Below are 22497 nucleotides of genomic sequence, written 5' to 3'. Positions count from 1 at the left end.
GGGTAAAGGAAAGGAACTAACTCCTTATGTAAGGGATTCCATTCTTTATTCCGGGGTATTTTTTTTGCCGCGAATCTTTTCTTTAATTTGTACCCTGATTTATTAAATTTAGCTTCTTTTTGAAACGGCTTTCATCCGGTAAGGTTGTATTAGATAAACTACAGAAATTCATTCAAAAGGGAGGATCCAGCATGAGTAGAAGCAAAAGAAGCTTTTCTTTCGCACTCGCGATGCTAACGGCTCTGGTGTTTGTGTTAAGCGCTTGCGGAGGAGGCAAAAACAGCGCTGAGGGCAACTCGCCGGCAGCCGGAGGGGACTCGGGCAAAACCGTAAACCTCATTTGGTACACGATCGGCACTCCGCAAAAAGACGTGGACAAAGTCATGGAAGAAGTCAGCAAGTACACGAAGGAAAAAATCAATGCCACGGTTACGATGAAAATGGTCGACTGGGGCGACTACTCGCAAAAGATGCAGGTAAATGTTGCTTCCGGGGAACCGATGGACATTTTGTTCACCGCTTCCGGATCCGGTAGTTTTGATTATGTGCAAAACGCCAGAAAAGGCGCGTTTATGGAACTTGACGATTTGCTTGAGCAATACGGAAAAGACCTGAAAAGCACAATCAATCCGGCGTTCCTGGAAGGCTCCAAGGTCGACGGTCACAACTACGGTATTCCGGCCAATAAAGAGCTTCCACAGCTGGAGGCATGGTTCTTTAACAAGAGCCTTCTTGACAAATACAATTTGGATATCGAAGGTGTCCGGTCTTTGGATAGTCTGGAACCGCTCTTGAAAACGATCAAGGAAAAAGAGCCTGGCGTAACGCCGTTTGCGATGGATAAAAAGTATATTCCTTACGTTCCGTATGATTACATTATCCAAGACCTGCCGATGGCGGTAAAACTGGACACCACTGACTATAAAATCGTCAACATTTTGGAAACTCCGGAAATGCAGGAAGCCCTGAAAACGATGCACAAATATTATAAAGCGGGTTATGTCGCTCCTGAAGCAGCAACGACCGGATCCATCGAGGATCTGAAAAAGTCCGGCAACTGGCTGTTATTCCGGCAACAAACTCAGCCGCTGGCCGACAATATGTTGTCCGCAAGTTTTGGATACCCGGTTGTATCCACGCCGGCGAGCGACGCCATCGTTACGAATACATCGGTTCAAGGCTCGATCATGGCCATTTCCGCCAACTCCGAATATCCGGAGAAAGCGATGGAATTCCTGAACCTGCTGAATACCGATCCGGTGCTGCGCAACATGATCGACTCCGGGATCGAAGGCGTGCATTACAAGAAAGTCGACGACAAGCACATGGAAAACCTGGCGGAATCGAAAAACTACGACATGCCGTCCTACTCCTTGGGCAACAACATGCTGCTCTATTTGAACCCGAACGATCCCGACGACAAATGGGAGCAGTTCAAGCAGTTTAACGCTTCCGGCGTCAACTCGCCGATTCTGAGCTTTAACTTCGACAGCACGAAAGTAGCCACCGAAATGGCCGCGGTTCAAAATGTGAGAGAGCAATTTTGGTCCTCGCTGATGACCGGGACCGTCGATCCGGAAGAATATCTTCCGAAAGCGATTCAAAAATTTAAAGAGGCGGGTCTTGACAAGGTCATGGCCGAAGCCCAAGCACAGCTTGATGCCTGGAGAGCTGAGAACAACAAATAACATTTAGGGAAACTGAACATTTGAGGATCGGGCGGGTGAACGTTGCGCCCGATCCTTTTTCATTATGAAGACAGGAGGGGAACACAAAGATGGCCGCATTTTTCAAAAATGTGCTCAAAAACAAAGTCATGTTATTTATGGTGTTGCCGGGGGCCATTTGGTTTTTCTTTTTCTCATATCTCCCCCTGGTCGGCACCGTGGCTGCCTTCAAGCAGTACCGCTTTAGCCGCGAAGGGTTCTGGGCCAGCCTTGCTAAAAGCGAATGGGTCGGGTGGGACAACTTCAAGTTCCTGTTTATGACGGACGATGCTTTTACCATTACGCGCAACACGCTGCTGTATAACCTTGCTTTTATTTTTATCGGATTGGTGCTTTCCGTGGCGATGGCGATCATCCTCTCCGAACTGGCCGGTAAAGTGATGGCCAAAGTGTATCAAACCGGGATGTTTCTGCCGTATTTTCTGTCCTGGGTTATCGTCGGCTACTTTGCGTTCAGCTTCCTGAGCATGGACCGGGGGATGCTCAATCAAATCCTCGGCTGGTTTGGCGCGGAACCGATCAATTGGTATTCGGAAGCAAAGTATTGGCCGTATATATTGGTGTTCGTCAATCTGTGGAAAATGGTCGGCTACAACAGCGTCGTGTACCTGGCTTCCATCATGGGCATCGACAAATCGCTGTATGAGGCGGCCATGATCGACGGCGCGAGCAAATGGCAGCAGGTCCGCAACATCACGATTCCGCTGCTCTCCCCGATCATCATTATTATGACGCTGCTGGCGGTGGGCAAGATCTTCTACGCGGACTTCGGTTTGTTCTATCAGGTGCCGAGGGATTCCGGTACGCTCTACGCCGTGACCAACGTCATCGACACTTACGTATACCGCGGTTTGAAAACGACCGGGGAAATCGGCATGAGTACGGCGGCGGGACTTTATCAATCGGTCGTCGGTTTTGTGCTCGTCATCGTGTCAAACTTCATTGTGCGCAAAATCGACAAAGACAGTGCCCTATTCTAATTCAAGATGAAAGGAGTGTCAGACTATGGCGGAGGTTGTCAGAAAACATAAGGATTTTCATAATGTCTCACGCGGATGGAACACCGTTTTGCACCTGATCGCAGGCATATTCTCTTTTATGTGCGTGTTCCCCTTTTTGTTCGTCGTCATCATTTCTTTAACCGATGAAAAAACGCTGGCCACGGATGGGTACCGGTTGTTTCCGGCCAAATGGAGCCTGGGGGCTTACCGTTTCGTGTTCGAAAGCGGGGACTCGCTGCTTCGCTCCTACGGGGTGACGATTTTGGTTACCGTGGCGGGCACGATCCTCAGCTTGGTGCTGATCGCGCTGTACGCTTATGCGATATCGCGGAAAAGCTTCCGCTACCGGCGGTTTTTCTCCGTGTTCGCGATCGTGACCATGCTGTTTAACGGCGGGATGATTCCGACTTATATGGTCGTGTCCCAGCTCATGGGTCTGAAGGATACGCTGTGGGCGTTGATTTTGCCGCTGGCGATGAACGCCTTCTACATCATGATTCTTCGTACGTTTTACAGCACCAGCGTGCCTGAAGCGGTTATCGAATCGGCGCGGATCGACGGAGCGGGCGATTTCTATATTTTCCTGCGTATCGTATTGCCGCTGTCGCTGCCGGGCCTGGCCACGATCGGCCTGTTCAGCACCTTGGGCTACTGGAATGACTGGTTTAACGCCCTGCTGTACATCGACAATCCGAATCTCGTGCCGCTGCAATCCATGCTGATGCGGATCGAATCGAGCATCCAGTTCATCCAGCAAAACTCGCAAAACAGCTCGCTGAGCCTGCAGGCGCTGTCGTCGATTCCGCAGGACACGGCGCGCATGGCGATGGTCGTGCTGGCGACGCTGCCGATTATTTTCGCCTATCCGTTTTTCCAACGTTATTTCGTGCAGGGGCTTACAGTAGGGGCCGTTAAAGAATAGGAGAGGCACGCAAATGGACTGATATTGCCGATATAGCGACATTTTTTGTTCTTAACACGCATTTAAAATTAAGCGAGGTGGAGCGGTTGCTTTACAAAGACAGCACGAAGCCGATCCCGGAACGGGTCGAACATCTGCTTGGGCTGATGACCGTGGAAGAGAAGGTCGGGCAATTGGTTCAGCCGTTCGGCTGGCAGACCTACGAGCATGTGAACGGCGAGATCCGGCTCACGGAGACGTTTAAGGAGCAGGTGAAAAACGGCGGCATCGGCTCGCTGTACGGCGTGCTGCGGGCCGACCCGTGGACGGGCGTCACGCTTGAAACCGGCCTGTCGCCGCGCGAAGGCGCGGAGGCCGTGAACGCGATCCAGCGTTACGCGATCGAGAACTCGCGGCTGGGCATCCCGATCCTGATCGGGGAGGAATGCTCGCACGGCCATATGGCGATCGGCGCGACCGTGTTCCCGGTGCCGCTGTCGCTCGGCAGCACCTGGAACGTGGACTTGTACCGCGAGATGTGCCGGGCGGTGGCCCGTGAGACGCGCAGCCAAGGTGGCGCGGTCACGTATTCGCCGGTCCTGGACGTTGTGCGCGATCCGCGCTGGGGCCGGACCGAGGAATGTTTTGGCGAAGACGCTTATTTGATCGGCGAGATGGCCGTGGCCTCGGTCGAAGGGCTGCAGGGCGAAAGCCTGGACGGCGTGGACAGTGTGGCCGCGACGCTCAAGCATTTCGTCGGTTACGGCAGCTCCGAGGGCGGCCGCAACGCGGGGCCGGTGCATATGGGGCGGCGCGAGCTGCTGGAGGTGGATATGCTGCCGTTCCGCAAGGCAGTCGAAGCGGGGGCGGCGTCTGTCATGCCGGCCTACAACGAAATTGACGGCGTGCCTTGCACGACCAATAAGGAACTGTTGGACGGCGTGCTGCGCGGTGAGTGGGGTTTTGACGGCATGGTCATCACCGACTGCGGCGCGATCGACATGCTGGCTTCCGGTCACGATGTGGCCGCGGACGGGCGCGACGCCGCTGTCCAGGCAATTTGCGCGGGCATCGATATGGAAATGTCCGGCGAAATGTTCGGCAAACATCTGTTGGAAGCGGCGCGTTCCGGCGAACTGGAGGAAGCGGTGCTCGATGGGGCGGTCCGCCGCGTGCTGACGCTGAAGTTCCGGCTGGGCCTGTTCGAGAACCCTTACGGCGACCCGGACCGGGCGGAGCGGGTGATCGGCAGCGCGGAGCATGTGGAGCTGGCGCGGAAGCTGGCGGGCGAAGGCATCGTGCTGTTGAAGAACAGCGGCGTGCTGCCGCTGTCCCCGGACGCCGGGAAAATCGCCGTGATCGGCCCCAACGCCGATGTGGGCTACAACCAGCTTGGCGACTACACCTCGCCGCAGCCGCGATCCAAGGTGACCACCGTGCTCGGCGGCATCCGCAGCAAGCTGGCGGCTGCGCCGGAGCGGGTGGTGTACGCCCCGGGCTGCCGGATTAAAGGCGACTCCCGGGAAGGCTTCGAAACCGCCTTGTCCTGCGCGGAGCAGGCGGACACCATAGTCATGGTCGTCGGTGGCTCCAGCGCGCGTGATTTTGGCGAAGGCAGCATCGACTTGAAGACCGGGGCTTCAAAGGTCACCGGGAACTCCTGGAGCGACATGGATTGCGGGGAAGGTATCGACCGCATGTCGCTGGCATTGTCCGGGGTGCAGCGCGAGCTGATTCAAGAAATCCACAAATTGGGTAAACCGCTGGTAGTGGTTTACATTAACGGGCGGCCGATCGCCGAGCCGTGGGTCGACGAGCATGCCGACGCCATTTTGGAGGCGTGGTATCCGGGGCAGGAGGGCGGACACGCCGTGGCTGACATTTTGTTCGGCGATGTGAATCCGTCCGGACGCCTGACGATCTCGATTCCGAAGCATGTCGGGCAGCTTCCGGTGTATTACAACGGCAAACGTTCCCGGGGCAAAAGATACCTCGAGGATGATTCGCAGCCGCGGTACCCGTTCGGGTACGGGCTAAGCTACACGGAATTCAGCTATGCCGGATTGACCGTTCAGCCGGAGGCGATTTTGCCGGGTGAAACGGTCAAAGTGACGGTGGATGTCACGAATACCGGTGAGCGCGCCGGAGCGGAAGTCGTGCAGATGTACATCACCGATGTGGCCAGCACTGTGACCAGACCGGCGAAGGAGCTGAAAGGATTCCGCAAGGTGTGGCTTGCCCCGGGGGAAACCCGGAGGGTCGAGTTTACGCTCGGCGCGGAGGAACTGCAATATATCGGCCCCGATTACAAACCGGTCGTCGAACCAGGGGAATTTCATGTTCATGTAGGTAAAAACGTAAACGATACGCTGAGCGCCAAGTTTTTTGTGCGGGAGGGTTAATGAAAAATGGAACGGATCAGACGTTTTATTCGGGAACTGTCGGACACAGCGTGGCTGGAGCAAATCGAGCTGCGCAATTGGAAGATCACGAAGTCGGCATATTTGGTTCCCGGAAAGTACACCGAGAAGACCGGCTACCCGGAGGGTCAAGGGCTGGAGCGGTTTCCGAGCACACAGGGAACGACGTATTTTTTTAGGAGCGAGTTAACGATCCCGGACCGCTGGCAGGGCGGCCATGCCGGCCTTGTATTTGCCTCCGGGGGCGAAGGGCTGCTGAGAATCGACGGAAAGTCATATCAAGGCCTCGACCGGAACCACACTTTTGTGACTTTGCCCCGGGAGCAGGGGAATCGTCCGCTTCAGCTTGAAATCGAACTGTTTGATCCGATTCCGGAGCCAATCGATCCGCTGAACCGGCAGGCGGTCATTCAGCCGCCGATTTCTTCGATCCAGAGCAAGCTGGTGCTGGTCAACCGTCCGGTGCAAAGCCTGATGTATACGGCGACCGTGATCCGCGATTCCGCCGTGCTGCTGCCGGAGCAAGATATGCGGCGCACGCGGCTGATCGAGGCGCTGCACGCTGCGATGGACGAGTTCGTGGCGCTTGATCCTGATGCGGTTCAAGATGGCGGCGGGATCGCCGAAATCGAGCGGCGGCTGGCGGAGCGGGTTAAGGCGATCGGCGGCAACGCCGAAGGCCTGATCCATATGATCGGCCAGTCGCACATCGATATCGCCTGGCTGTGGCCGGCGCGTGAAACGGTGCGGAAAGCGAGCCGCACGTTCGCGACGGTTGACGCTCTGATGCGCGAATACCCGCAGTACCGGTACGCGCAAAGCCAGCCGCAGCTGTTCGCTTATTTGAAGGACAACGACCCCGAGCTGTACGAGCGGGTTAAGGCGAGAATTAAGGAAGGGCGATGGGAACTGGTCGGCGGCATGTGGGTCGAGCCTGACCTCAATCTGCCGAGCGGCGAGTCGCTAATGCGGCAAATGCTGTACGGTCAGCGCTTCTACCTGGAGGAGTTCGGCCAAACCTCGGACATCGAATGGCTGCCGGACACGTTTGGCTACTGCGCTTCCTTGCCGCAGATTTTGCGGCATGGCGGCATCCGCTATTTTATGACGACGAAGCTAGGCTGGAACGACACCAATGTGTTCCCGTACGATCTGTTCCATTGGGTCGGCATCGACGGCACGCCGATGTTGTCTTATTTGAACCACGGTGTCAACGAAAATACACTGCCGAAAGACGTGCACGATCACTGGCAGTCTTACCGGGAGAAAGCCGCGCATCCCGAGCAGATGCTGCTGTACGGGCACGGCGACGGCGGCGGCGGCGTAACCCGCGAAATGCTGGAGTATATCGATCGCTCCGAACTGATGACCGGCCAGCCGGCTAGCGAATACAGCACGGCGGCGGCGTTTTTTGCCGGGATTGAAGCGGCGGAGCCGCAGCTGCCGTCGTGGCACGGAGACTTGTACCTGGAGCTGCACCGCGGAACGTACACGACCCATGGCCGCAACAAGCGGAACAACCGGAAAGCGGAAATTTTGTACCGCGAGGCGGAAGTGTGGAATACGCTGGCGGCTTCGTCGGCTTCGTCGGCTTCGTTGCTGACGGCGGAACGTCAGCGCGAGGTGCAAAACACGCTGCATGACGGCTGGAAGCTGATTTTGCTGAATCAGTTTCATGACATCATCCCGGGTTCGGCGATTACGGAAGCGTACGAAACGTCGGAAAAAGAATATACGGAAATTTTCGCAAAAGGGAACTCCGGTCTGCGGCAAGGCCTGACGGCGCTGGCCGGGCAGATCGCCACGGCGGGCGAAGGCAAGCCCTACATCGTGTTTAACAGCCTCGGCTGGTCCCGCGACGCGGTGATCGAGGTTCCCGGGAACGGCTTTGGCCGCTCCGTTGCCGCCTATGACGAAAACGGCGCGCGGCTTGCGCTCGACTTGCTGCCGGGAACGGGCGGAAATGCCGAGGCGGCTTGGGTGCGCGTGCCGGAGGTTCCGGCGTTCGGATACAAGACGATTTGGCTGAGAAGTGAAGCGGATTCGTTGACAGCTGCGCCAGTTGGAGGAGCGGCAGACGGAGGGGCGGATAAGGCGGATATCCTCGCTGCCGTCGGCCAGGTCCTGCAGGAGAAGAGCCTGGCCGCCAAGGAACGGATGTTCACTGATCGTTGGGAAACGGACCACTACCGCTTAACGTTTAATGAGCGCGGCGAAATCGTAAGTCTTTGGGACAAAGCGGCGAACCGTGAAATCGTGAAACCGGGCGAAGCGGCGAACTGCTTCCACTTCTTCCATGACCGCCCGACGCTGTGGGACGCCTGGGACATCGACAGCCGCTACGAACAGCAGCCGGCCGGGCAAGCGAAATTGCTGGAAAGCCGGCTCGTGGCCCGCGGCAAGGTCAAAGATGTGCTGCAATTCCGCTGGCGCATCGGGCAGTCGGAAATCACGCAGGACCTAATCCTGTATCATCATGACCGGCGGATCGATTTCCGGACGAAGGTGAACTGGAACGAAGCTCACAAGCTGCTGAAGGTTGGGTTCCCGATCGATGTCGTTACGGACAAAGCGGCCTACGAAATTCCGTTCGGCGCCCTTGAGCGCGTCACGCACCGCAATACGAGCTGGGAGCAAGCGCAATACGAAGTGTGCGGCCACCGTTTTGTGGACGTCTCGGAACGGGGCTATGGCGTAAGCCTGTTGAACGACTGCAAATACGGCTATGACGTTCAGGGCAGCACCATCCGCCTATCCCTGCTGCGCGCGCCGAAATGGCCGGACGTTACGGCGGATCTGGGCGAGCACGAATTCACGTATTCACTGTACCCGCATCTTGGGGATTGGCAGGCGGCCCATACGGTGCGCGCCGCGGCTGAACTGAACCATATTCCGGCGGTCTTTGCCCAAGAGGCGCACCAGGGAACGCTGCCGCCCGCGCAATCGCTGATCGGCTTTACCGGCGAGCATGTCGTGCTCGATACGGTGAAACCGGCCGAGGACGGAAGCGGCGTTATCCTGCGGTTCTATGAATCCGCCGGCGGCCGCGAGCGCGTGGAGCTGAGCTGGAAGCAGCCGTACAGCAGGGTATACGTATCGAATGCGCTCGAACAGGAGCTTGAGCCGCTGGCAGCCGAAGCGGACTCGATCCGGCTCGATTTTGCCCCGTACGAGATCAAAACGATTAAAATCAACGGATGAATAAATCAGACCGATAAAGGAGCGAGACTGCTCATGGAACAATTTAGACTCCCGAAAATCCCGATGCCGAAGCTGGAGCTGCCGCAGGCCGTTCAGAATGTGCTGGCCGAAGCTGAGGTGAAGCTTGCGCATCGTCCGAAGCTTTTGCAGCTGTTCAAAAATTGTTTCCCGAACACCCTGGAAACGACGACCAAGCTGATGGATGACGGCACGACCTTTGTCATCACCGGAGACATCCCGGCCTCCTGGCTGCGCGATTCGGTGGAACAGGTCATCCACTACGTGCCGCTGGCCAAACACGATCCCGAGCTGCAGCGCATCATCGGCGGATTGATCAAGCGTCATATCCAATACGTCCAGATTGACCCGTATGCCAACGCTTTTAATGAAACGGCGAACGATTGGCACTGGAACACGGCGGACGGAACGGAGATGTCGCCTTGGGTGTGGGAGCGGAAATTCGAAATCGACTCCCTCTGTTTCGTTGTCCGGCTGGCTTATGCGTACTGGAAAGAAACCGAACTGACCGACATTTTCGATGCCGGCTTCAAAGCGGCGATGCGGAAAATTTACGAGCTATTCAAAACCGAGCAGCGCCATTTTGAGCAGTCGCCGTACCGGTTCACCCGCAACAACGGCATTCCGACCGATTCCTTGCGGAACGGCGGTCTGGGCATGCCGGTCAATTACACCGGGATGATCTGGTCGGGCTTCCGCTCGAGCGATGACGCCTGCGATTTCCATTACAACATTCCGGGCAACATGTTCGCCGTCGTTACGCTGCGCCAGATGCAGGAATTCGCCGAATGGGTGTTCCGCGACTTGGATTTCCTGGCTGAGCTCAAGGAGCTGGAATTTGAGGTCGATCATGGGATCAAGCTGTACGGCATCTACCGGCACCCGGAATTCGGCCCGATTTACGCTTATGAAACCGACGGCTTCGGCAATTACTGCCTGATGGACGACGCCGGCACACCGGGCCTGATGTCCATTCCGTATCTCGGTTATGCCTGCGCGGACGATCCGGTTTATCAAAATACGCGGCGTTTTGCCCTGAGCAAGGAAAACCCGTTCTACTTCGAAGGCAAAGCGGCAAAAGGCATCGGCAGCCCGCATACGCCGAAGGATTACATCTGGCATATGGCCTTGTCGATGCAGGGCCTGACGGCGCAATCGAAGGAAGAAAAACTGGAGATGATCGCGATGCTGGAAGCGACCGACGCCGGCACGGGCTACATGCATGAAGGCTTCCACGCCGATGATCCGAACACGTTCACGCGCAAATGGTTCGCCTGGTCGAACAGCCTGTTCTCGCAGCTCGTGTACCGGGCGATGCAGGAAGGCATTTTGTAGGGGCGTGTCCGATGGGCATGCCAGTGGGGCATGTCAGTAGGCGTGTCAGTAGGGCACATTTGTAGGGCGTGTCGGGGGAACGTGTTGGAAAGTCGTATCGGTCAGGCCACATACGGCTAACGGACTCCAGCGCCCTTATTGGCCCGAAAACCCGGCGTTTCAACTTCTAACGGACTCATGTGCACTTATTTGCGCCAAAATGACCGAAAACACGCACCGAAATGCTAAATAAGGTCAACTGTGTCCGTTACATTCTAAAAGCTCTGGATTTTACCGAAATAACGGCGCTGGTGTCCGTTAGAATGAGACGCATGGGTGTAAATTAGCCGGCGGATAGGACTCGATTGGACTCGATAAGACTGGACCTGGCATCATATCCGATAAATAAACCTTTTATACAAGAAGGAGACATGACGATGAGCAAAATTATTGGCGAAGCCCTGAAAAACATCCCTTGGCAAGACAAACCGGCAGGCCTGAACGCCCCGGTCTGGCGTTACTCGCAAAACCCGATTATCGAACGCCACGCGATCCCGAACTCCAACAGCGTGTTCAACTCGGCGGTTGTGCCTTTTGAAGGCGGATTTGCCGGCGTGTTCCGCTGCGATTCCCGTTCGGTCAGCATGGACATTTTTGCCGGATTCAGCGACGACGGGATCAACTGGAAAATCAACCACGACCCGATTCAGTTCGAAGGGGACGAGGAAGTGACCAAGCGGGAATACCGCTACGATCCACGCGTTTGCAAAATCGGCGACCGCTATTACATCACCTGGTGCAACGGCTACCACGGCCCAACGATCGGCATCGCCTATACGACTGACTTTAAAACGTTCCATCAGCTGGAAAACGCCTTTTTGCCATATAACCGCAACGGCGTGCTGTTTCCGCGCAAGATCGGCGAACGCTACGCGATGCTCAGCCGTCCGAGCGATACCGGTCACACGCCGTTCGGCGATATTTTTTACAGCGAAAGCCCGGACCTGACGTTCTGGGGCAAACACCGTTATGTGATGGGTACAATTAACGGCGACGCCTCCGCATGGCAATCCAAAAAAATCGGCCCCGGGCCGGTTCCGATCGAAACCGACAAAGGCTGGCTGCTCATTTACCATGGCGTTATCAATACGTGCAATGGATTCGTTTACCGCATGGGCTGCGCCCTGCTGGACACCGACAAGCCCTGGATCGTTAAAGCGCGCTCGCGCAACTACATCCTCGGCCCGGAAACGCTGTACGAATGCGTGGGCGACGTGCCGAACGTCACGTTCCCGTGCGCGGCTTTGACCGACGCCGAAACCGGCCGGATCGCCATCTACTATGGCTGCGCCGACACGGTAACCGGCCTGGCGTTCACGACCGTGGACGAGTTGCTGAAATACATGGAAGAGTATCCTTTGGAAACGGAAGCTTGAACGTACCGAACTGGCGAATAATTGCAAATATTAGTCTGTTGAACAAATAAGGGAAAATAATGTCGCAATTACGGAAACATCACCCACTAGAGTGCAATAGAGGAATTTTATGTCGCTATTTTTTCGAATCGCAGGGAAATGGCCGTCTATTTTAAGCCGTTCGTTGGAAAATAAGAACAAAAAATTCCGCTAATGGTGATAAATCAAGCTCAAATTCGAAAATAAGACCATAATGTTCCGCTATTTTAATGAGGGGGTCACGGAATGAAGAAGAAAAGAACGGCGCATATCATTTCCCATACGCACTGGGACCGGGAATGGTATCTGCCTTACGAGAAGCACCACGTTCGCCTCGTTCAGCTGGTGGACGCGCTGCTGGACAAATTGGACGGCGATACGGCGTTCAAAAGCTTTTACCTCGACGGGCAAACGATTATTCTGGAGGATTACCTGCAGGTCCGCCCCGAAAACAAGGAGCGGCTGGAGAAGTATATCCGCAGAGGGCGTATCCTGATCGGGCCATGGTACATTTTGCAGGACGCTTTTTTGACGAGCGGGGAAGCGAATATCCGCAACATGCAGATCGGCCATCAAGACGCAAAACAATACGGCGCGCCGGCGAAAATCGGTTATTTCCCCGACACGTTTGGGCTCGTCGGCCAAACGCCGCAGCTGATGCGGCAATCCGGCATCGACAACGCCTTTTTCGGCCGCGGTGTGAAGCCGACCGGCTTCAATAACACCGTCTCCGACAGCGGGTATGAATCCTCCTTCTCGGAGTTGATCTGGGAAGGGCCGGACGGCTCGAAGGTGCTGGGCATTTTGTTCGCCAACTGGTACTCCAACGGCAACGAGGTGCCGGTACACGAAGCGGAGGCGAAGGCGTTCTGGGACCGCAAGCTGGCGGACGCGGAAAAATACGCGGCCACAGGCGAGCTGCTGTTCATGAACGGCTGCGACCACCAGCCGCTGCAGCTCGACCTGCCGGAAGCGATCCGCACGGCAGAGCAGATGTACCCGGACACGAAGTTTGTGCATTCGAACCTGCCGGACTACCTGAAGGCGCTGGAGGGGGCGCTGAGCGGCCGCGAACTGTCCACCGTCAAAGGCGAGCTGCGCAGCCAGCGCACCGATGGCTGGGGCACGCTGGTCAATACCGCTTCCGCGCGCGTGTATTTGAAGCAGATGAACCAGGAAGGCCAGGCCCTGCTGGAAAAAGTCGCTGAACCACTTGCTTCGGTGGCGAATATGCTCGGGCAAGCCTATCCGCACCATCTGTTCACCTATGCCTGGAAAACGCTGATGCAAAACCATCCGCACGACAGCATCTGCGGCTGCAGCGTGGACGAGGTGCACCGCGAGATGGTCACCCGCTTCGCCAAGAGCCGCCACGTCGCCGAGGCGATTATCGACGACAGCAAGCGAGTCATCGCCGAGGCGGTGAACACCTCGGTCTTCGCCGGGTACGGCGAAGATCCGCTGCCGCTGGTCGTTATGAACACGACCGGCTGGAACCGCACCGGCACGGTGACCGTGGAGCTGGACGCCGCCCGCCTGTACTTGCGCGAGGGGCTCGGCCTTGAAGAAACCGCCCGCCGTATGAAGGCGGTGAACCTATCCGGCCGTGAGCTGGTGGACGAGGCGGGGAACGCTGTGCCTTGCACGGTGGATGACCTCGGCCTGCTGTTTGGCTACGATCTGCCGGACGACAAGTTCCGGCAGCCGTACATGTGCCGCCGGGTGAAGCTGACGTTCCAGGCCAAGCAGGTGCCGGCGCTGGGGCATCGCGCCTATGCCTGGGTGCGCCGCCAAACGGCCGCCGCGGCAGCACCGGCCTCGCTGTTCACCGGCGGCTTGGCCATGGAAAACGCCGGGCTGAAAGTGGAGATCGCCGGCGACGGATCGTTTGCGCTGACCGATAAAGCGACCGGCAAAATCTACCGCGATCTCGGCATCTATGAGGATACCGGCGATATCGGCAACGAATATATGTACAAGCAGCCGGAAGGCGAAAAAGCACTGACCACCAAAGGACTTGCGGCGCAAATTCGCGTGCTGGAAGATACGCCGTACCGCGCTGCGGTGGAAGTATGCCATGAATGGGAAATCCCGGCATCCGCCGATGAGAAGCTGGACGAGGAGATGCGCGAGCTGGTGTATTATCCGCAGCGCAAGGCGCAGCGCAGCAGCAAGCTGACGACGCTGAAGCTGCGCACGGTCATTTCGCTTGAAGCCGGCGGCAGAGGCGTGCAGCTCGAAACGACGATCGACAATACGGCGAAAGACCACCGCATTCGGGCGCTGTTCCCGACCGATCTGGAGGCTTCCGTCCACCGCGCCGATTCGATGTTCGAAATCGCGGAGCGCAGCAACGTTCCGGCGCCGGAGTGGGAGAACCCGAGCAACACGCAGCATCAGCAAGCGTTTGTGGACGTGAGCGGGGAAGAGGGCGGATTGACGGTCGCTAACCTCGGCCTGAACGAATACGAAATACTGCGTGACGGCCGTAACACAATCGCTGTTACTTTGCTGCGCTGCGTGGGCGAACTTGGCGACTGGGGCTTGTTCCCGACGCCGGAAGCCCAGTGCCTTGGCACGCATACGGCTCGGATGGAGCTGATTCCGCACAGTGGAGAAGTCATCACTTCCGGGACGTTTGCGGAGGCATACCAGTTCCAGGTGCCTTGGACCGTGTGCCAAACCGGGGTGCATGAAGGAACCTTTGCCCCGAATTTTGCCCCGTTCCGTTGGGAAAGCAAGGAGTTGGCTTTTTCTTCGCTGAAAATGAACGCGGAAACCGGCGATCTGCTGCTCCGTTGGTACAATATGAGCCGGCTGCCGGGAGAGCTGACGTTCTGCGCGGAATTTGACCACGAGCATTTTTATAAAACGACGATTCTGGAGGAGGAGGGAACCCCGCTGGGTAAAGACGCCGTCGGCTGTCTGTCCCTAATGACCGGACCTTGCGAAATCGTCACGATCGGGATTCGGCGTTAACGCAGCCGGACGAAGACTTTTTAACGGATAAATGATTTGGGCTACTGCCCCGTTGGTCAAGCGGGGACGCAGCCCTTTTTTTCTCCTAGCTTATACCCTGACCGAAATGGCCGGCGATATATTTATGTCTGCGGATACTGTGGAGGCCGTACCGTCGGATGTGTATATTTTGGGCTCAACTGCGGGTTGGCTCTTGGTCTCAACAGCAGCCGGTTTTTGTTGCACGCTGGCCGGATCGTTGCCATGGAGTGCTAACTGCCCTTCTTTGCTAATCTCTACCGTATCGGCAGGTTGGTTTGCATACTCTTGCTGCGCCTTTATTTTCGCTTCCATATCCTTTTGCAGTTTTGCTTCCTGTTCGGCTTTTTCTTGCTTTTTTGCTTGTTCCTGTGCCTTTTCCAATTCCTCCGCCGCATTATCGCTTTCACTTCTGGCAGAGTTGAGAGCGTTGCCGGCAACGCCTAAAGCTCTTCCCATTTTTTCCGTATCGGGATTAATTTTCGCCGCTTCCTTATTGTAAACCGCCATAGGTGTATTGGACGCATGCACATAATTGGAAGCTCCTATCAATCCGCTGATCACTCCCGGCGTAAGTATATTCATCGATTTCACCTCCATTCCGCCTAATGATTGTGGTACTGACACCATATTTATCGTCAAAGGGGAATGGAAAAATAATACAATCGTATTAAAAACATTGACCATTTTATTAACATTCCCACGACCAGTCCGAGCGGGTGGGTAGTTGAAATTTTACATAAATAAGGAAATCAATTTACATGTTGTTAATGCACAACCATTAAACTAGAAAATGTAAAATCATGCGAATTTTATGAGATGGAGGATGGTTCATGCTTGGACAAGGTTTGAAAAGGGTGGCAAGCTTGCTGATTGCCTCGGCAGTCATTTTCACGGCATCGGCGGGTGGAAGCGGTACCGTGGCCGCGGAGGAGACGGAGGCGGCTATCAAAAATGTAATTATTCTCATTCCGGACGGAATGGCGAACGACGCTACGGCGTTGTCCAGATGGTATAAAGGCGGCAGCCTGACGTTGGATCAAATGGCAAGCGGTCTCGTTCGCACCCATTCGGCCGACGCGGCGATCGCGGATTCGGCTCCGGCGGGGACCGCTTTTGCCACCGGGCATAAGTCGCATACGGGCTATGTTGGAGTGCTGCCGGACAAAGCGACAATGCCGGGGCAAGCCAAAATCCAGGCAGGTGACGAAAAGAAGCCGGTCGCTTCGGTGCTTGAGGCGGCCAAGCTGTCGGGGAAAGCCACGGGGATTATCGCTACTTCCGAAATTATGCACGCCACTCCGGCGGACTTTTCCGCCCATTATCCGGATCGCAAAAATTATGACGCGCTTAGCATGCAGCAAGTATACAACGGGATGGACGTCGTTTTGGGCGGGGGCGCCAAATATTTGGACGCTAAAGGCCGCAATGACGGGGCCAACTTGGTCGCATCCATCAAAGCGCTCGGTTACGATTATGTGACGACTTCGGCGGCACTGAAGTCGTCGAAATCGAACAAGATATGGGGAGCGTTTGCACCGGCCGGAATGGCCTACGACATGGACCGTGATCCGTCCAAGGAGCCGAGCCTGGCGGAAATGACTGCCAAAGCGATTGAATTGTTGTCCAAAGACGAGGACGGTTTCTTCCTCATGGTTGAAGGCAGCAAAGTCGACTGGGCCGCCCACGCCAACGATCCGATCGGGGTCATTAGCGATGTGCTGGCTTTTGACGAGGCGGTCAAGGTTGCGCTCGATTTCGCCAAAAGAGACGGGCAGACCGCACTTGTGGCCGTAACCGACCACGGCAACGGCGGATTGACGATCGGCAACGCGTCGACGACCGGAAGTTATGACAAGGAGCCGTTGTCCACGTTTATCGGCCCGCTCAAAAAAGCCAAGCTGACCGGCGAAGGGCTGGAAGCCAGGCTGAACGCGAAGCGGACCAACATCAAAGAAGTGATGGCCCAGTATTTCGGCATTACCGACCTGACGGCGGACGAGATTAAAGCCATTAAAGAGGCCGAAGCGGGCAGCCTGAATTATACGGTGGGTCCGATGATCAGCAAACGGTCGGGGATTGGCTGGACGACCGGCGGACATACGGGCGGCGATGTGGTATTGTACACCTATGCGCCAAACGGCGACCGTCCGACGGGTGTGATCGACAACACCGATGTGGCCAAGTACATGGCACGCGTGATGGGGCTTGATTTGGACGCAGCGACGGACAAATTGTTTGTAAAAGCCAAGCCAGCCTTCACGGCCAAGGGTGCGACCTACAAGCTCGATGACAAAAACGGCAAGATCGTCGTCACCAAAGGCAGCGATAAGCTGGAATTGCCGCTGTACCAAAGTATCGCCATCCTAAACGGCAAGAAAACGCAACTGGAAGGCGTGGTCGTGTACAACGGAACTGAAGCTTTTGTGCCGCAGCAGGCGCTTGACCTGATTCCGTAATAACCTCGGCGATACCCGATTTATTTTTCACCTGTAAATTGTATTACGTAAAAGGGGGGCGGCACCGTCAAGTCGTAATACCGACGGATGGCCGTCCCTTTTATATGCGTTGGAGCGGCAAAACGGGCAGTTTGAGGGAATTCTATTGGATTTTACGAGGTATACTTTAGTATACCCCGCCCCTATAAACGCATGTTTCTAATGAAGTTCACGGCCGCCTGCCTACACTTCCTCCCAAATCCGCCGCACATTGTCAAAAGCGATTTTTGTCCCTTTGCGGCAGTCCTCCATGCCCTCGTATTCGATGGACAGGAAGCCGTCAAAGCCGGAGCGCTTGACGTTGCGGAGAATCTCCCACAGGTCGAGGTCGCCCTGGCCGGCGATCGCGCCGCGCAAATATTGGCCGCCCGCGCTGCGGAACCAGCCTTCTCCGGGATTGTGGTCCGCCGGACGGATGTAGAAGTCCTTGACGTGAACTATCGACGCGTAGCCGATGTTTTTGTTTACCGCAATTACGGGATGTTCGTCCACGCACACAAAGTTCCCGACGTCCAGCGTCGTCTTGTAATTCGGCCGGCCGACCGCGTGGATTACCGCCTGCACCCGGTCGCTGGCTTGGACGTAATAGCCGTGGTTTTCCAGGCTGGTCGTAATGCCGTACTGCGCGGCATAATCGGCGATCCGCCGGCAGGCCTCGGCGATGCGCGGAAGATCCTCCTGAAAGCGCACGATCGAGGTATCCTGCCGGGAAGCGACATCATGGCGCATCAGCTTGACGCCGAGGGCATGGGCAATGTCTACTTCCCGCATGACCCGGCGGATCTCCGCCTCGTAAGCTTCCTCCGAGTCCGTTATGAAGTTGGCGCCGATGGCGTAGTTGGAAACGGCGATGCCGGCCTTTGCGGCCCGCTCGCGAATTTGCCCGATCAGCTCGGAATTTTGGCTTAAATCGAAGCCCAGCGGCACGATTTCGGCATGCTCGCCGCCGATGCCGGCGATCCAATCGATCGCCTCCAGAATGGTCATACCGTCCGCCTGCATGGCCTGATAAAGACTATAAGAGCTTATTCCGAGTTTCATATATTACCTCGCTCCCGGAATGACCGGATGAATTCGACCGCTTTGCTGATATCTTCCTCCGGCTTGTCGCCGACTTCCCGCTCAATCGTCAGATAGCCGGTGTAGCCGATTTCCTGCAGGGCGGCAAAATAAGCCGGAAAATCCACCCGGCCTTCGCCCAGCGGAACTTCCTCAAACCCGGCGCCGCCCGAGGAAGCCATGTCGGCGATCTTTTCGTGATCCATCGCCTCGTAGCCGAGATAGCCGTATACGTCCCGGGGGTCGACCGGGCGCAGGTGTACGCCGTCCTTCACATGCGTATGCACGATATAGTCCCGCAGCGTCGTGACGCCCTGCACCGGATCATCGCCCGTCACCATCACCATATTGGCCGGGTCAAAATTGACGGAAACGCCGTTCGTGCTCAGCGTGTCCAGGAAGCTTTTCAAATGAGCGGCCGGCTCCGGGCCTGTCTCGATGGCGAAATAGGCGTTCAAGCTTTTGGCGTAGACGCCAAGCTCCTCGCAGGCCTGCTGCATGGCGGCGTAGATCGGGCTGTTCCGGTCCTCCGGCACGATGCCGATATGGGTCGTCACGATGTTCGTGCCGAGCTCGACGGCCAAATCGAGAATGCGCTTCGACTTTTCGATTTTGGCCGGATTGGCGGCGGCGTCCTGAAATCCGTGGCCGCCCAGATCGCCGCAAAGCGCCGATATTTCCAGGCCCAGCCCTTCGATATAGCTCCGCAGCTCTTTACGTTTGGCCGCGCTCAGCGCGGCTGGGTCCATTTCGCCGGATACGGCGTAGATTTGCACGCCTTCGGCTCCGAGTTCTTTCGCTTTTTTCAGGCCTTCCGTAACGCTCAGGCCCAAGCTGTCGACGATGATACCGATCTTATTGTTCAGCTTCATATGCTAACGGCCTCCTAAAACTGGATTTCTCGGCCTTCCTCGGCCGATTGGTAAATCGCGTTTAATATTTTGATGATCTCCACACCGTCTTCCACCGGGCTGATCGGCGGCACGCCGTCCAGACAGCTGTCCACGAAGTGGTTGATCTCGTTCTGGAAGCTTCCTTGGAAATCGAAAGCGGGCGTACTGATTTGCGGGTCGATATTGATGATCGTATTATGGCGTTCCGTAACGATCGATAGTTCCGGTTCAATTTCGGCGCCGCCTTTTTCCCCGTAAATATTGACCAGAGCGGAGTTCTGCTTGGCATGAAGCGAAAAGCTGACGTCCACCATCAGGGAGGCCCCATTTTCGAAACGGATCAGCGCATTGGCCATATCCTCCACCGTATTCAGGGAAGCATCGTAGTCCGCCGCTTGGTAAAATGCGTAGTTCTCGATGTTGGACCGGTTGCCCAGCTTGTAATAGGTGTTGCCGCTAACCGATTTCACCTTGGGCCGGCCCATCAGATACCAGCACAGGTCGATGACGTGCACGCCGATATCGATTAGCGGGCCGCCGCCGGAGCGGGATTTGTCGGCAAACCAGCCGCCGGGATTGCCGAGGCGCCGGACCAGGCTCGCTTTGGCAAAATAGATCTCGCCGAGGTCCCCGGCAGCGATGAACTTTTTGAGCACGGCGATGTTCGAAGCATAACGCCGCACGTAGCCGACCAGCAGCAGCTTGCCGGTCCGCTTTACCGCTTCCTGTACCTGGAGCGCTTCGTCTACGGTAATGCAGAGCGGCTTCTCGCAAAGGACGTCTTTGCCCGCTTCGAGGGCGGCGATGCTGATTTCGGCGTGGCTGTTGTTCCAGGTGCAGATGCTGACCGCCTGTATATCAGGGTTCGCGAGCAGGTCGTGATAGTCGGTGTACACATGAGGAATGTTGTACTTCCGCGCCATGGCCCGGGCTCTGCTTTCGTTGAGGTCGCAGATGGCCCACAGCGTGGCTTTCGGGTTGGCCTGATAGGCCAGCAGATGGGATTCCGAGATCGATCCGGCGCCGATCAGTCCGATTTTGAGTTCGCTCATATTCCGTGCTTAGCTCCCTTTCGTCATCGGCATGAATTTGCTACAATAAAGCAAAATTCGCCGCGAATTTGTTTTATTTGTTCAGGCACCCTTAATTTAGCACAGGAATTCTAAAGGGAGAATGTGCAGGATGACAAAATATCTGGATTATATGATCAGTCCGCATCCAATCCGCGTATTCAATCCGGTCGTCGACTCCAGCAGGCGGAAAATCCGTTCGCTAACGGTGGTCAACGCCGGCCACTTGCCCGGCAGAACGATGCAGCGCATCCAAGCGAAGTTTAACTATTGGGCTTTTGTGGTGATTACCGGCGGCGGAGGTTATTACCAGGTTAACGGCGGGGAGAAGCAGGAGGTTTCCGCAGGCTCCTGGTTTTGCTTGTTCCCCGGCGCCGAGTTTAATTACGGTCCTCATGCGGGCGGGGATTGGGACGAGTATTATTTTACCGTCGAAGGGGAACGGGTTGGAGAATGGTTGGGCAGCTGGCTGCAGCATCCGGGGGAGGTCCAAAAGGCGGCGATCGATGATTCGGCCGTAAACCGGATGGAGATGATGTTCATGCTTCTGGAGAGCGGCGTGCCGAGCAATCTGGACCGCGCCTCGCTGCTGCTCGAAGCGTTCCTGTACGAGCTGGCAGCCCAGGCCGACCAGGCTGAAACGGGCAATCGGGGGCGGTTCGTACTCAAGGTAATCGAAGACATCTCCGGGTCGCTGTACGCCCGCCGGGAGCCGGGGGAGCTGGCGGCCAGGCATCATATTTCCGTATCGACGCTGCGCAGAATCATTCACGAGTACACAGGGTATCCGCTAGGCGAATTTATCCACCGGCTGAAGGTGGCCGAAGCGAAAAACATTTTGCTCAATACGGAAATGAGCATCAAGGAAATCGGGGAGGCGCTCGGCTATCACGATATGTTTTATTTTTCGCGGGTGTTCAAGAGAATTACCGGGCATTCCCCCAGCGGCTACCGGAGCCGGGGCGGGCAATGATATCGGCGGCTTTGCATGATGGCCCACGCGGCTGCCTAAAACCCCCCTTCACATAAATAGCGGAACTTTATGTACTTATTATCCGGATATGAGCATGTTCGTCTCCATTAGCGGAATTTTTTGTTCTTATTTTCCTATGAATGGTGCAAAAAGCGGCCACCACTCTGCGATTTGAGAAAATAGCGACATAAATTTCCTTTATTTTACTCAAAGTCGGGGGTATCGTCGGAATAACGCCATTTTTTGTACTTATAACTCAACTTTCGCAGCAAAAAATCGGCGGACAAGCCTTGATTTAGCTGGGCAAAGCAGCAATCCATTGCCGGAGTTTACGCTGAATCAGAGGCGGACAGTGTCTTCTCGGCTTTTCGGGCTACTTCGTTGATCAAGAGCATAGGAGATCCCTTGTAAAATGTGACGGTTGCATGATCTCTAAATCGGGCAAGCAACTCGACCGCTTTGCTGCGATTCCGCTCAAACATGGAAGCATGGAAGCGTCAACGATGAAGAGGCCATCACGATCCGCCGAGGTTAGCGCATCTACCTTTTGCACTGTAGCCGCCCTCGAGCAGTGTCACAAATCGACGCCAGGTGAGGGGAGCTGCCCAGTGGGTTCGTATTTTGGTGTTTTGGTGTTTTGGTGTCCCTGCAGCAGCCTTTGTACAATTATCCCTTTCGTTCAGAGGGCAGGGGGTGGGGGCTAGGCAAAGGTTCCAACAAAAGAGAGAAGAAAAAATAAAAAGATGAGGAAAAAAATGAGGCGGTTCAGGTGAGATTTTCGGCTTGATAAGAGAACGTACGTTTGGTATAATGAAATAAATGGAACTTATGTTCGTAAATTCTTGATCTGGGGGCGAGCAAACATGGAGATCAATGCGGGAACGGAACTTCAGCCATTCACCAGCCGTTATAACAGCGAGCAGGCCTGCATGGAGGCGCTGATCGCGATGAAGTGGCCAAACGGCTTCGTC

General features: G+C 55.9%; 14 protein-coding genes and 1 pseudogene. 10 read left to right on the top strand and 5 right to left on the bottom strand.

The annotated features are described in order from the left end of the window. Positions 1–191 precede the first annotated feature (191 nt). The 8 genes from ACLD72_RS20605 to ACLD72_RS20570 all read left to right on the top strand — a co-directional run bounded on the left by ACLD72_RS20605 (position 192) and on the right by ACLD72_RS20570 (position 15015). The gene (locus ACLD72_RS20605; protein WP_410999474.1) at positions 192–1688 is read left to right on the top strand and encodes an ABC transporter substrate-binding protein; all 1497 of its coding nucleotides are present in this window, start codon (positions 192–194) and stop codon (positions 1686–1688) included. Between the two features lie 89 nt (positions 1689–1777). Next, complete coding sequence (locus tag ACLD72_RS20600; RefSeq protein ID WP_410999476.1) at positions 1778–2707, top strand: ABC transporter permease; 930 nt, start codon at positions 1778–1780, stop codon at positions 2705–2707. Positions 2708–2732: 25 nt separating this feature from the next. Continuing rightward, a complete protein-coding gene (locus tag ACLD72_RS20595) occupies positions 2733–3650 on the top strand; it encodes a carbohydrate ABC transporter permease (protein ID WP_251592997.1) in 918 nt (305 codons plus the stop codon). Positions 3651–3736: 86 nt separating this feature from the next. Then, positions 3737–6031, top strand: a complete 2295-nt coding sequence (locus ACLD72_RS20590) for a glycoside hydrolase family 3 N-terminal domain-containing protein (RefSeq protein WP_410999478.1) — start codon at positions 3737–3739, stop codon at positions 6029–6031. A 6-nt stretch (positions 6032–6037) separates the two neighbouring features. After that, entirely contained in the window at positions 6038–9250 is a 3213-nt protein-coding gene (locus tag ACLD72_RS20585) for an alpha-mannosidase (RefSeq protein ID WP_410999480.1), read from the top strand. A 33-nt stretch (positions 9251–9283) separates the two neighbouring features. Then, positions 9284–10603: a glycoside hydrolase family 125 protein gene (locus ACLD72_RS20580; protein WP_410999482.1), complete on the top strand. Its 1320-nt coding sequence runs from the start codon at positions 9284–9286 to the stop codon at positions 10601–10603. A gap of 416 nt (positions 10604–11019) precedes the next feature. Continuing rightward, positions 11020–12018 (top strand): glycoside hydrolase family 130 protein, encoded by a 999-nt coding sequence (locus tag ACLD72_RS20575; protein WP_410999484.1) that lies wholly within the window; start codon positions 11020–11022, stop codon positions 12016–12018. Between the two features lie 264 nt (positions 12019–12282). Further along, complete coding sequence (locus tag ACLD72_RS20570; RefSeq protein ID WP_410999486.1) at positions 12283–15015, top strand: alpha-mannosidase; 2733 nt, start codon at positions 12283–12285, stop codon at positions 15013–15015. 90 nt (positions 15016–15105) lie between these two features. Here the strand turns inward: ACLD72_RS20570 and ACLD72_RS20565 are convergent, their stop codons facing one another. Then, the gene (locus tag ACLD72_RS20565) at positions 15106–15618 is read right to left on the bottom strand and encodes a hypothetical protein (RefSeq protein WP_410999488.1); all 513 of its coding nucleotides are present in this window, start codon (positions 15616–15618) and stop codon (positions 15106–15108) included. 248 nt (positions 15619–15866) lie between these two features. Here ACLD72_RS20565 and ACLD72_RS20560 point away from each other — a divergent pair, with 248 nt between their 5' ends. After that, a complete protein-coding gene (locus ACLD72_RS20560; protein WP_410999490.1) occupies positions 15867–17492 on the top strand; it encodes an alkaline phosphatase in 1626 nt (541 codons plus the stop codon). Between the two features lie 222 nt (positions 17493–17714). Here the strand turns inward: ACLD72_RS20560 and ACLD72_RS20555 are convergent, their stop codons facing one another. The 3 genes from ACLD72_RS20555 to ACLD72_RS20545 are packed head-to-tail and all read right to left on the bottom strand — an operon-like array spanning position 17715 to position 20535. Continuing rightward, entirely contained in the window at positions 17715–18572 is an 858-nt protein-coding gene (locus tag ACLD72_RS20555) for a sugar phosphate isomerase/epimerase family protein (RefSeq protein WP_410999492.1), read from the bottom strand. Continuing rightward, positions 18569–19462, bottom strand: a complete 894-nt coding sequence (locus ACLD72_RS20550) for a sugar phosphate isomerase/epimerase family protein (protein WP_410999494.1) — start codon at positions 19460–19462, stop codon at positions 18569–18571. Before ACLD72_RS20550 ends, ACLD72_RS20555 begins: the two co-directional genes overlap by 4 nt. Before the next feature lie 14 nt (positions 19463–19476). Then, the gene (locus ACLD72_RS20545) at positions 19477–20535 is read right to left on the bottom strand and encodes a Gfo/Idh/MocA family protein (protein ID WP_410999495.1); all 1059 of its coding nucleotides are present in this window, start codon (positions 20533–20535) and stop codon (positions 19477–19479) included. A gap of 130 nt (positions 20536–20665) precedes the next feature. Between ACLD72_RS20545 and ACLD72_RS20540 the strand changes: the two genes are divergently transcribed. Next, a complete protein-coding gene (locus ACLD72_RS20540) occupies positions 20666–21526 on the top strand; it encodes a helix-turn-helix domain-containing protein (protein WP_410999497.1) in 861 nt (286 codons plus the stop codon). A gap of 389 nt (positions 21527–21915) precedes the next feature. On the opposite strand, the pseudogene ACLD72_RS20535 reads toward ACLD72_RS20540, so the two are convergent. Next, a pseudogene (locus tag ACLD72_RS20535) lies at positions 21916–22122 on the bottom strand (IS4 family transposase); the annotation flags it as partial. Between the last annotated feature and the right edge of the window lie 375 nt (positions 22123–22497).

The organism is Paenibacillus lacisediminis (assembly GCF_046567315.2).
This window is presented reverse-complemented; position numbering and strand designations above follow the sequence as displayed.

Bases quoted from the DNA above. Each gene is read 5' to 3' on its own strand.
- ACLD72_RS20605 (WP_410999474.1), top strand. From the start codon at position 192: ATGAGTAGAAGCAAAAGAAGCTTTTCTTTCGCACTCGCGATGCTAACG.
- ACLD72_RS20600 (WP_410999476.1), top strand. From the start codon at position 1,778: ATGGCCGCATTTTTCAAAAATGTGCTCAAAAACAAAGTCATGTTATTT.
- ACLD72_RS20595 (WP_251592997.1), top strand. From the start codon at position 2,733: ATGGCGGAGGTTGTCAGAAAACATAAGGATTTTCATAATGTCTCACGC.
- ACLD72_RS20585 (WP_410999480.1), top strand. From the start codon at position 6,038: ATGGAACGGATCAGACGTTTTATTCGGGAACTGTCGGACACAGCGTGG.
- ACLD72_RS20580 (WP_410999482.1), top strand. From the start codon at position 9,284: ATGGAACAATTTAGACTCCCGAAAATCCCGATGCCGAAGCTGGAGCTG.
- ACLD72_RS20575 (WP_410999484.1), top strand. From the start codon at position 11,020: ATGAGCAAAATTATTGGCGAAGCCCTGAAAAACATCCCTTGGCAAGAC.
- ACLD72_RS20570 (WP_410999486.1), top strand. From the start codon at position 12,283: ATGAAGAAGAAAAGAACGGCGCATATCATTTCCCATACGCACTGGGAC.
- ACLD72_RS20565 (WP_410999488.1), bottom strand. From the start codon at position 15,618: ATGAATATACTTACGCCGGGAGTGATCAGCGGATTGATAGGAGCTTCC.
- ACLD72_RS20560 (WP_410999490.1), top strand. From the start codon at position 15,867: ATGCTTGGACAAGGTTTGAAAAGGGTGGCAAGCTTGCTGATTGCCTCG.
- ACLD72_RS20555 (WP_410999492.1), bottom strand. From the start codon at position 18,572: ATGAAACTCGGAATAAGCTCTTATAGTCTTTATCAGGCCATGCAGGCG.
- ACLD72_RS20550 (WP_410999494.1), bottom strand. From the start codon at position 19,462: ATGAAGCTGAACAATAAGATCGGTATCATCGTCGACAGCTTGGGCCTG.
- ACLD72_RS20545 (WP_410999495.1), bottom strand. From the start codon at position 20,535: ATGAGCGAACTCAAAATCGGACTGATCGGCGCCGGATCGATCTCGGAA.
- ACLD72_RS20540 (WP_410999497.1), top strand. From the start codon at position 20,666: ATGACAAAATATCTGGATTATATGATCAGTCCGCATCCAATCCGCGTA.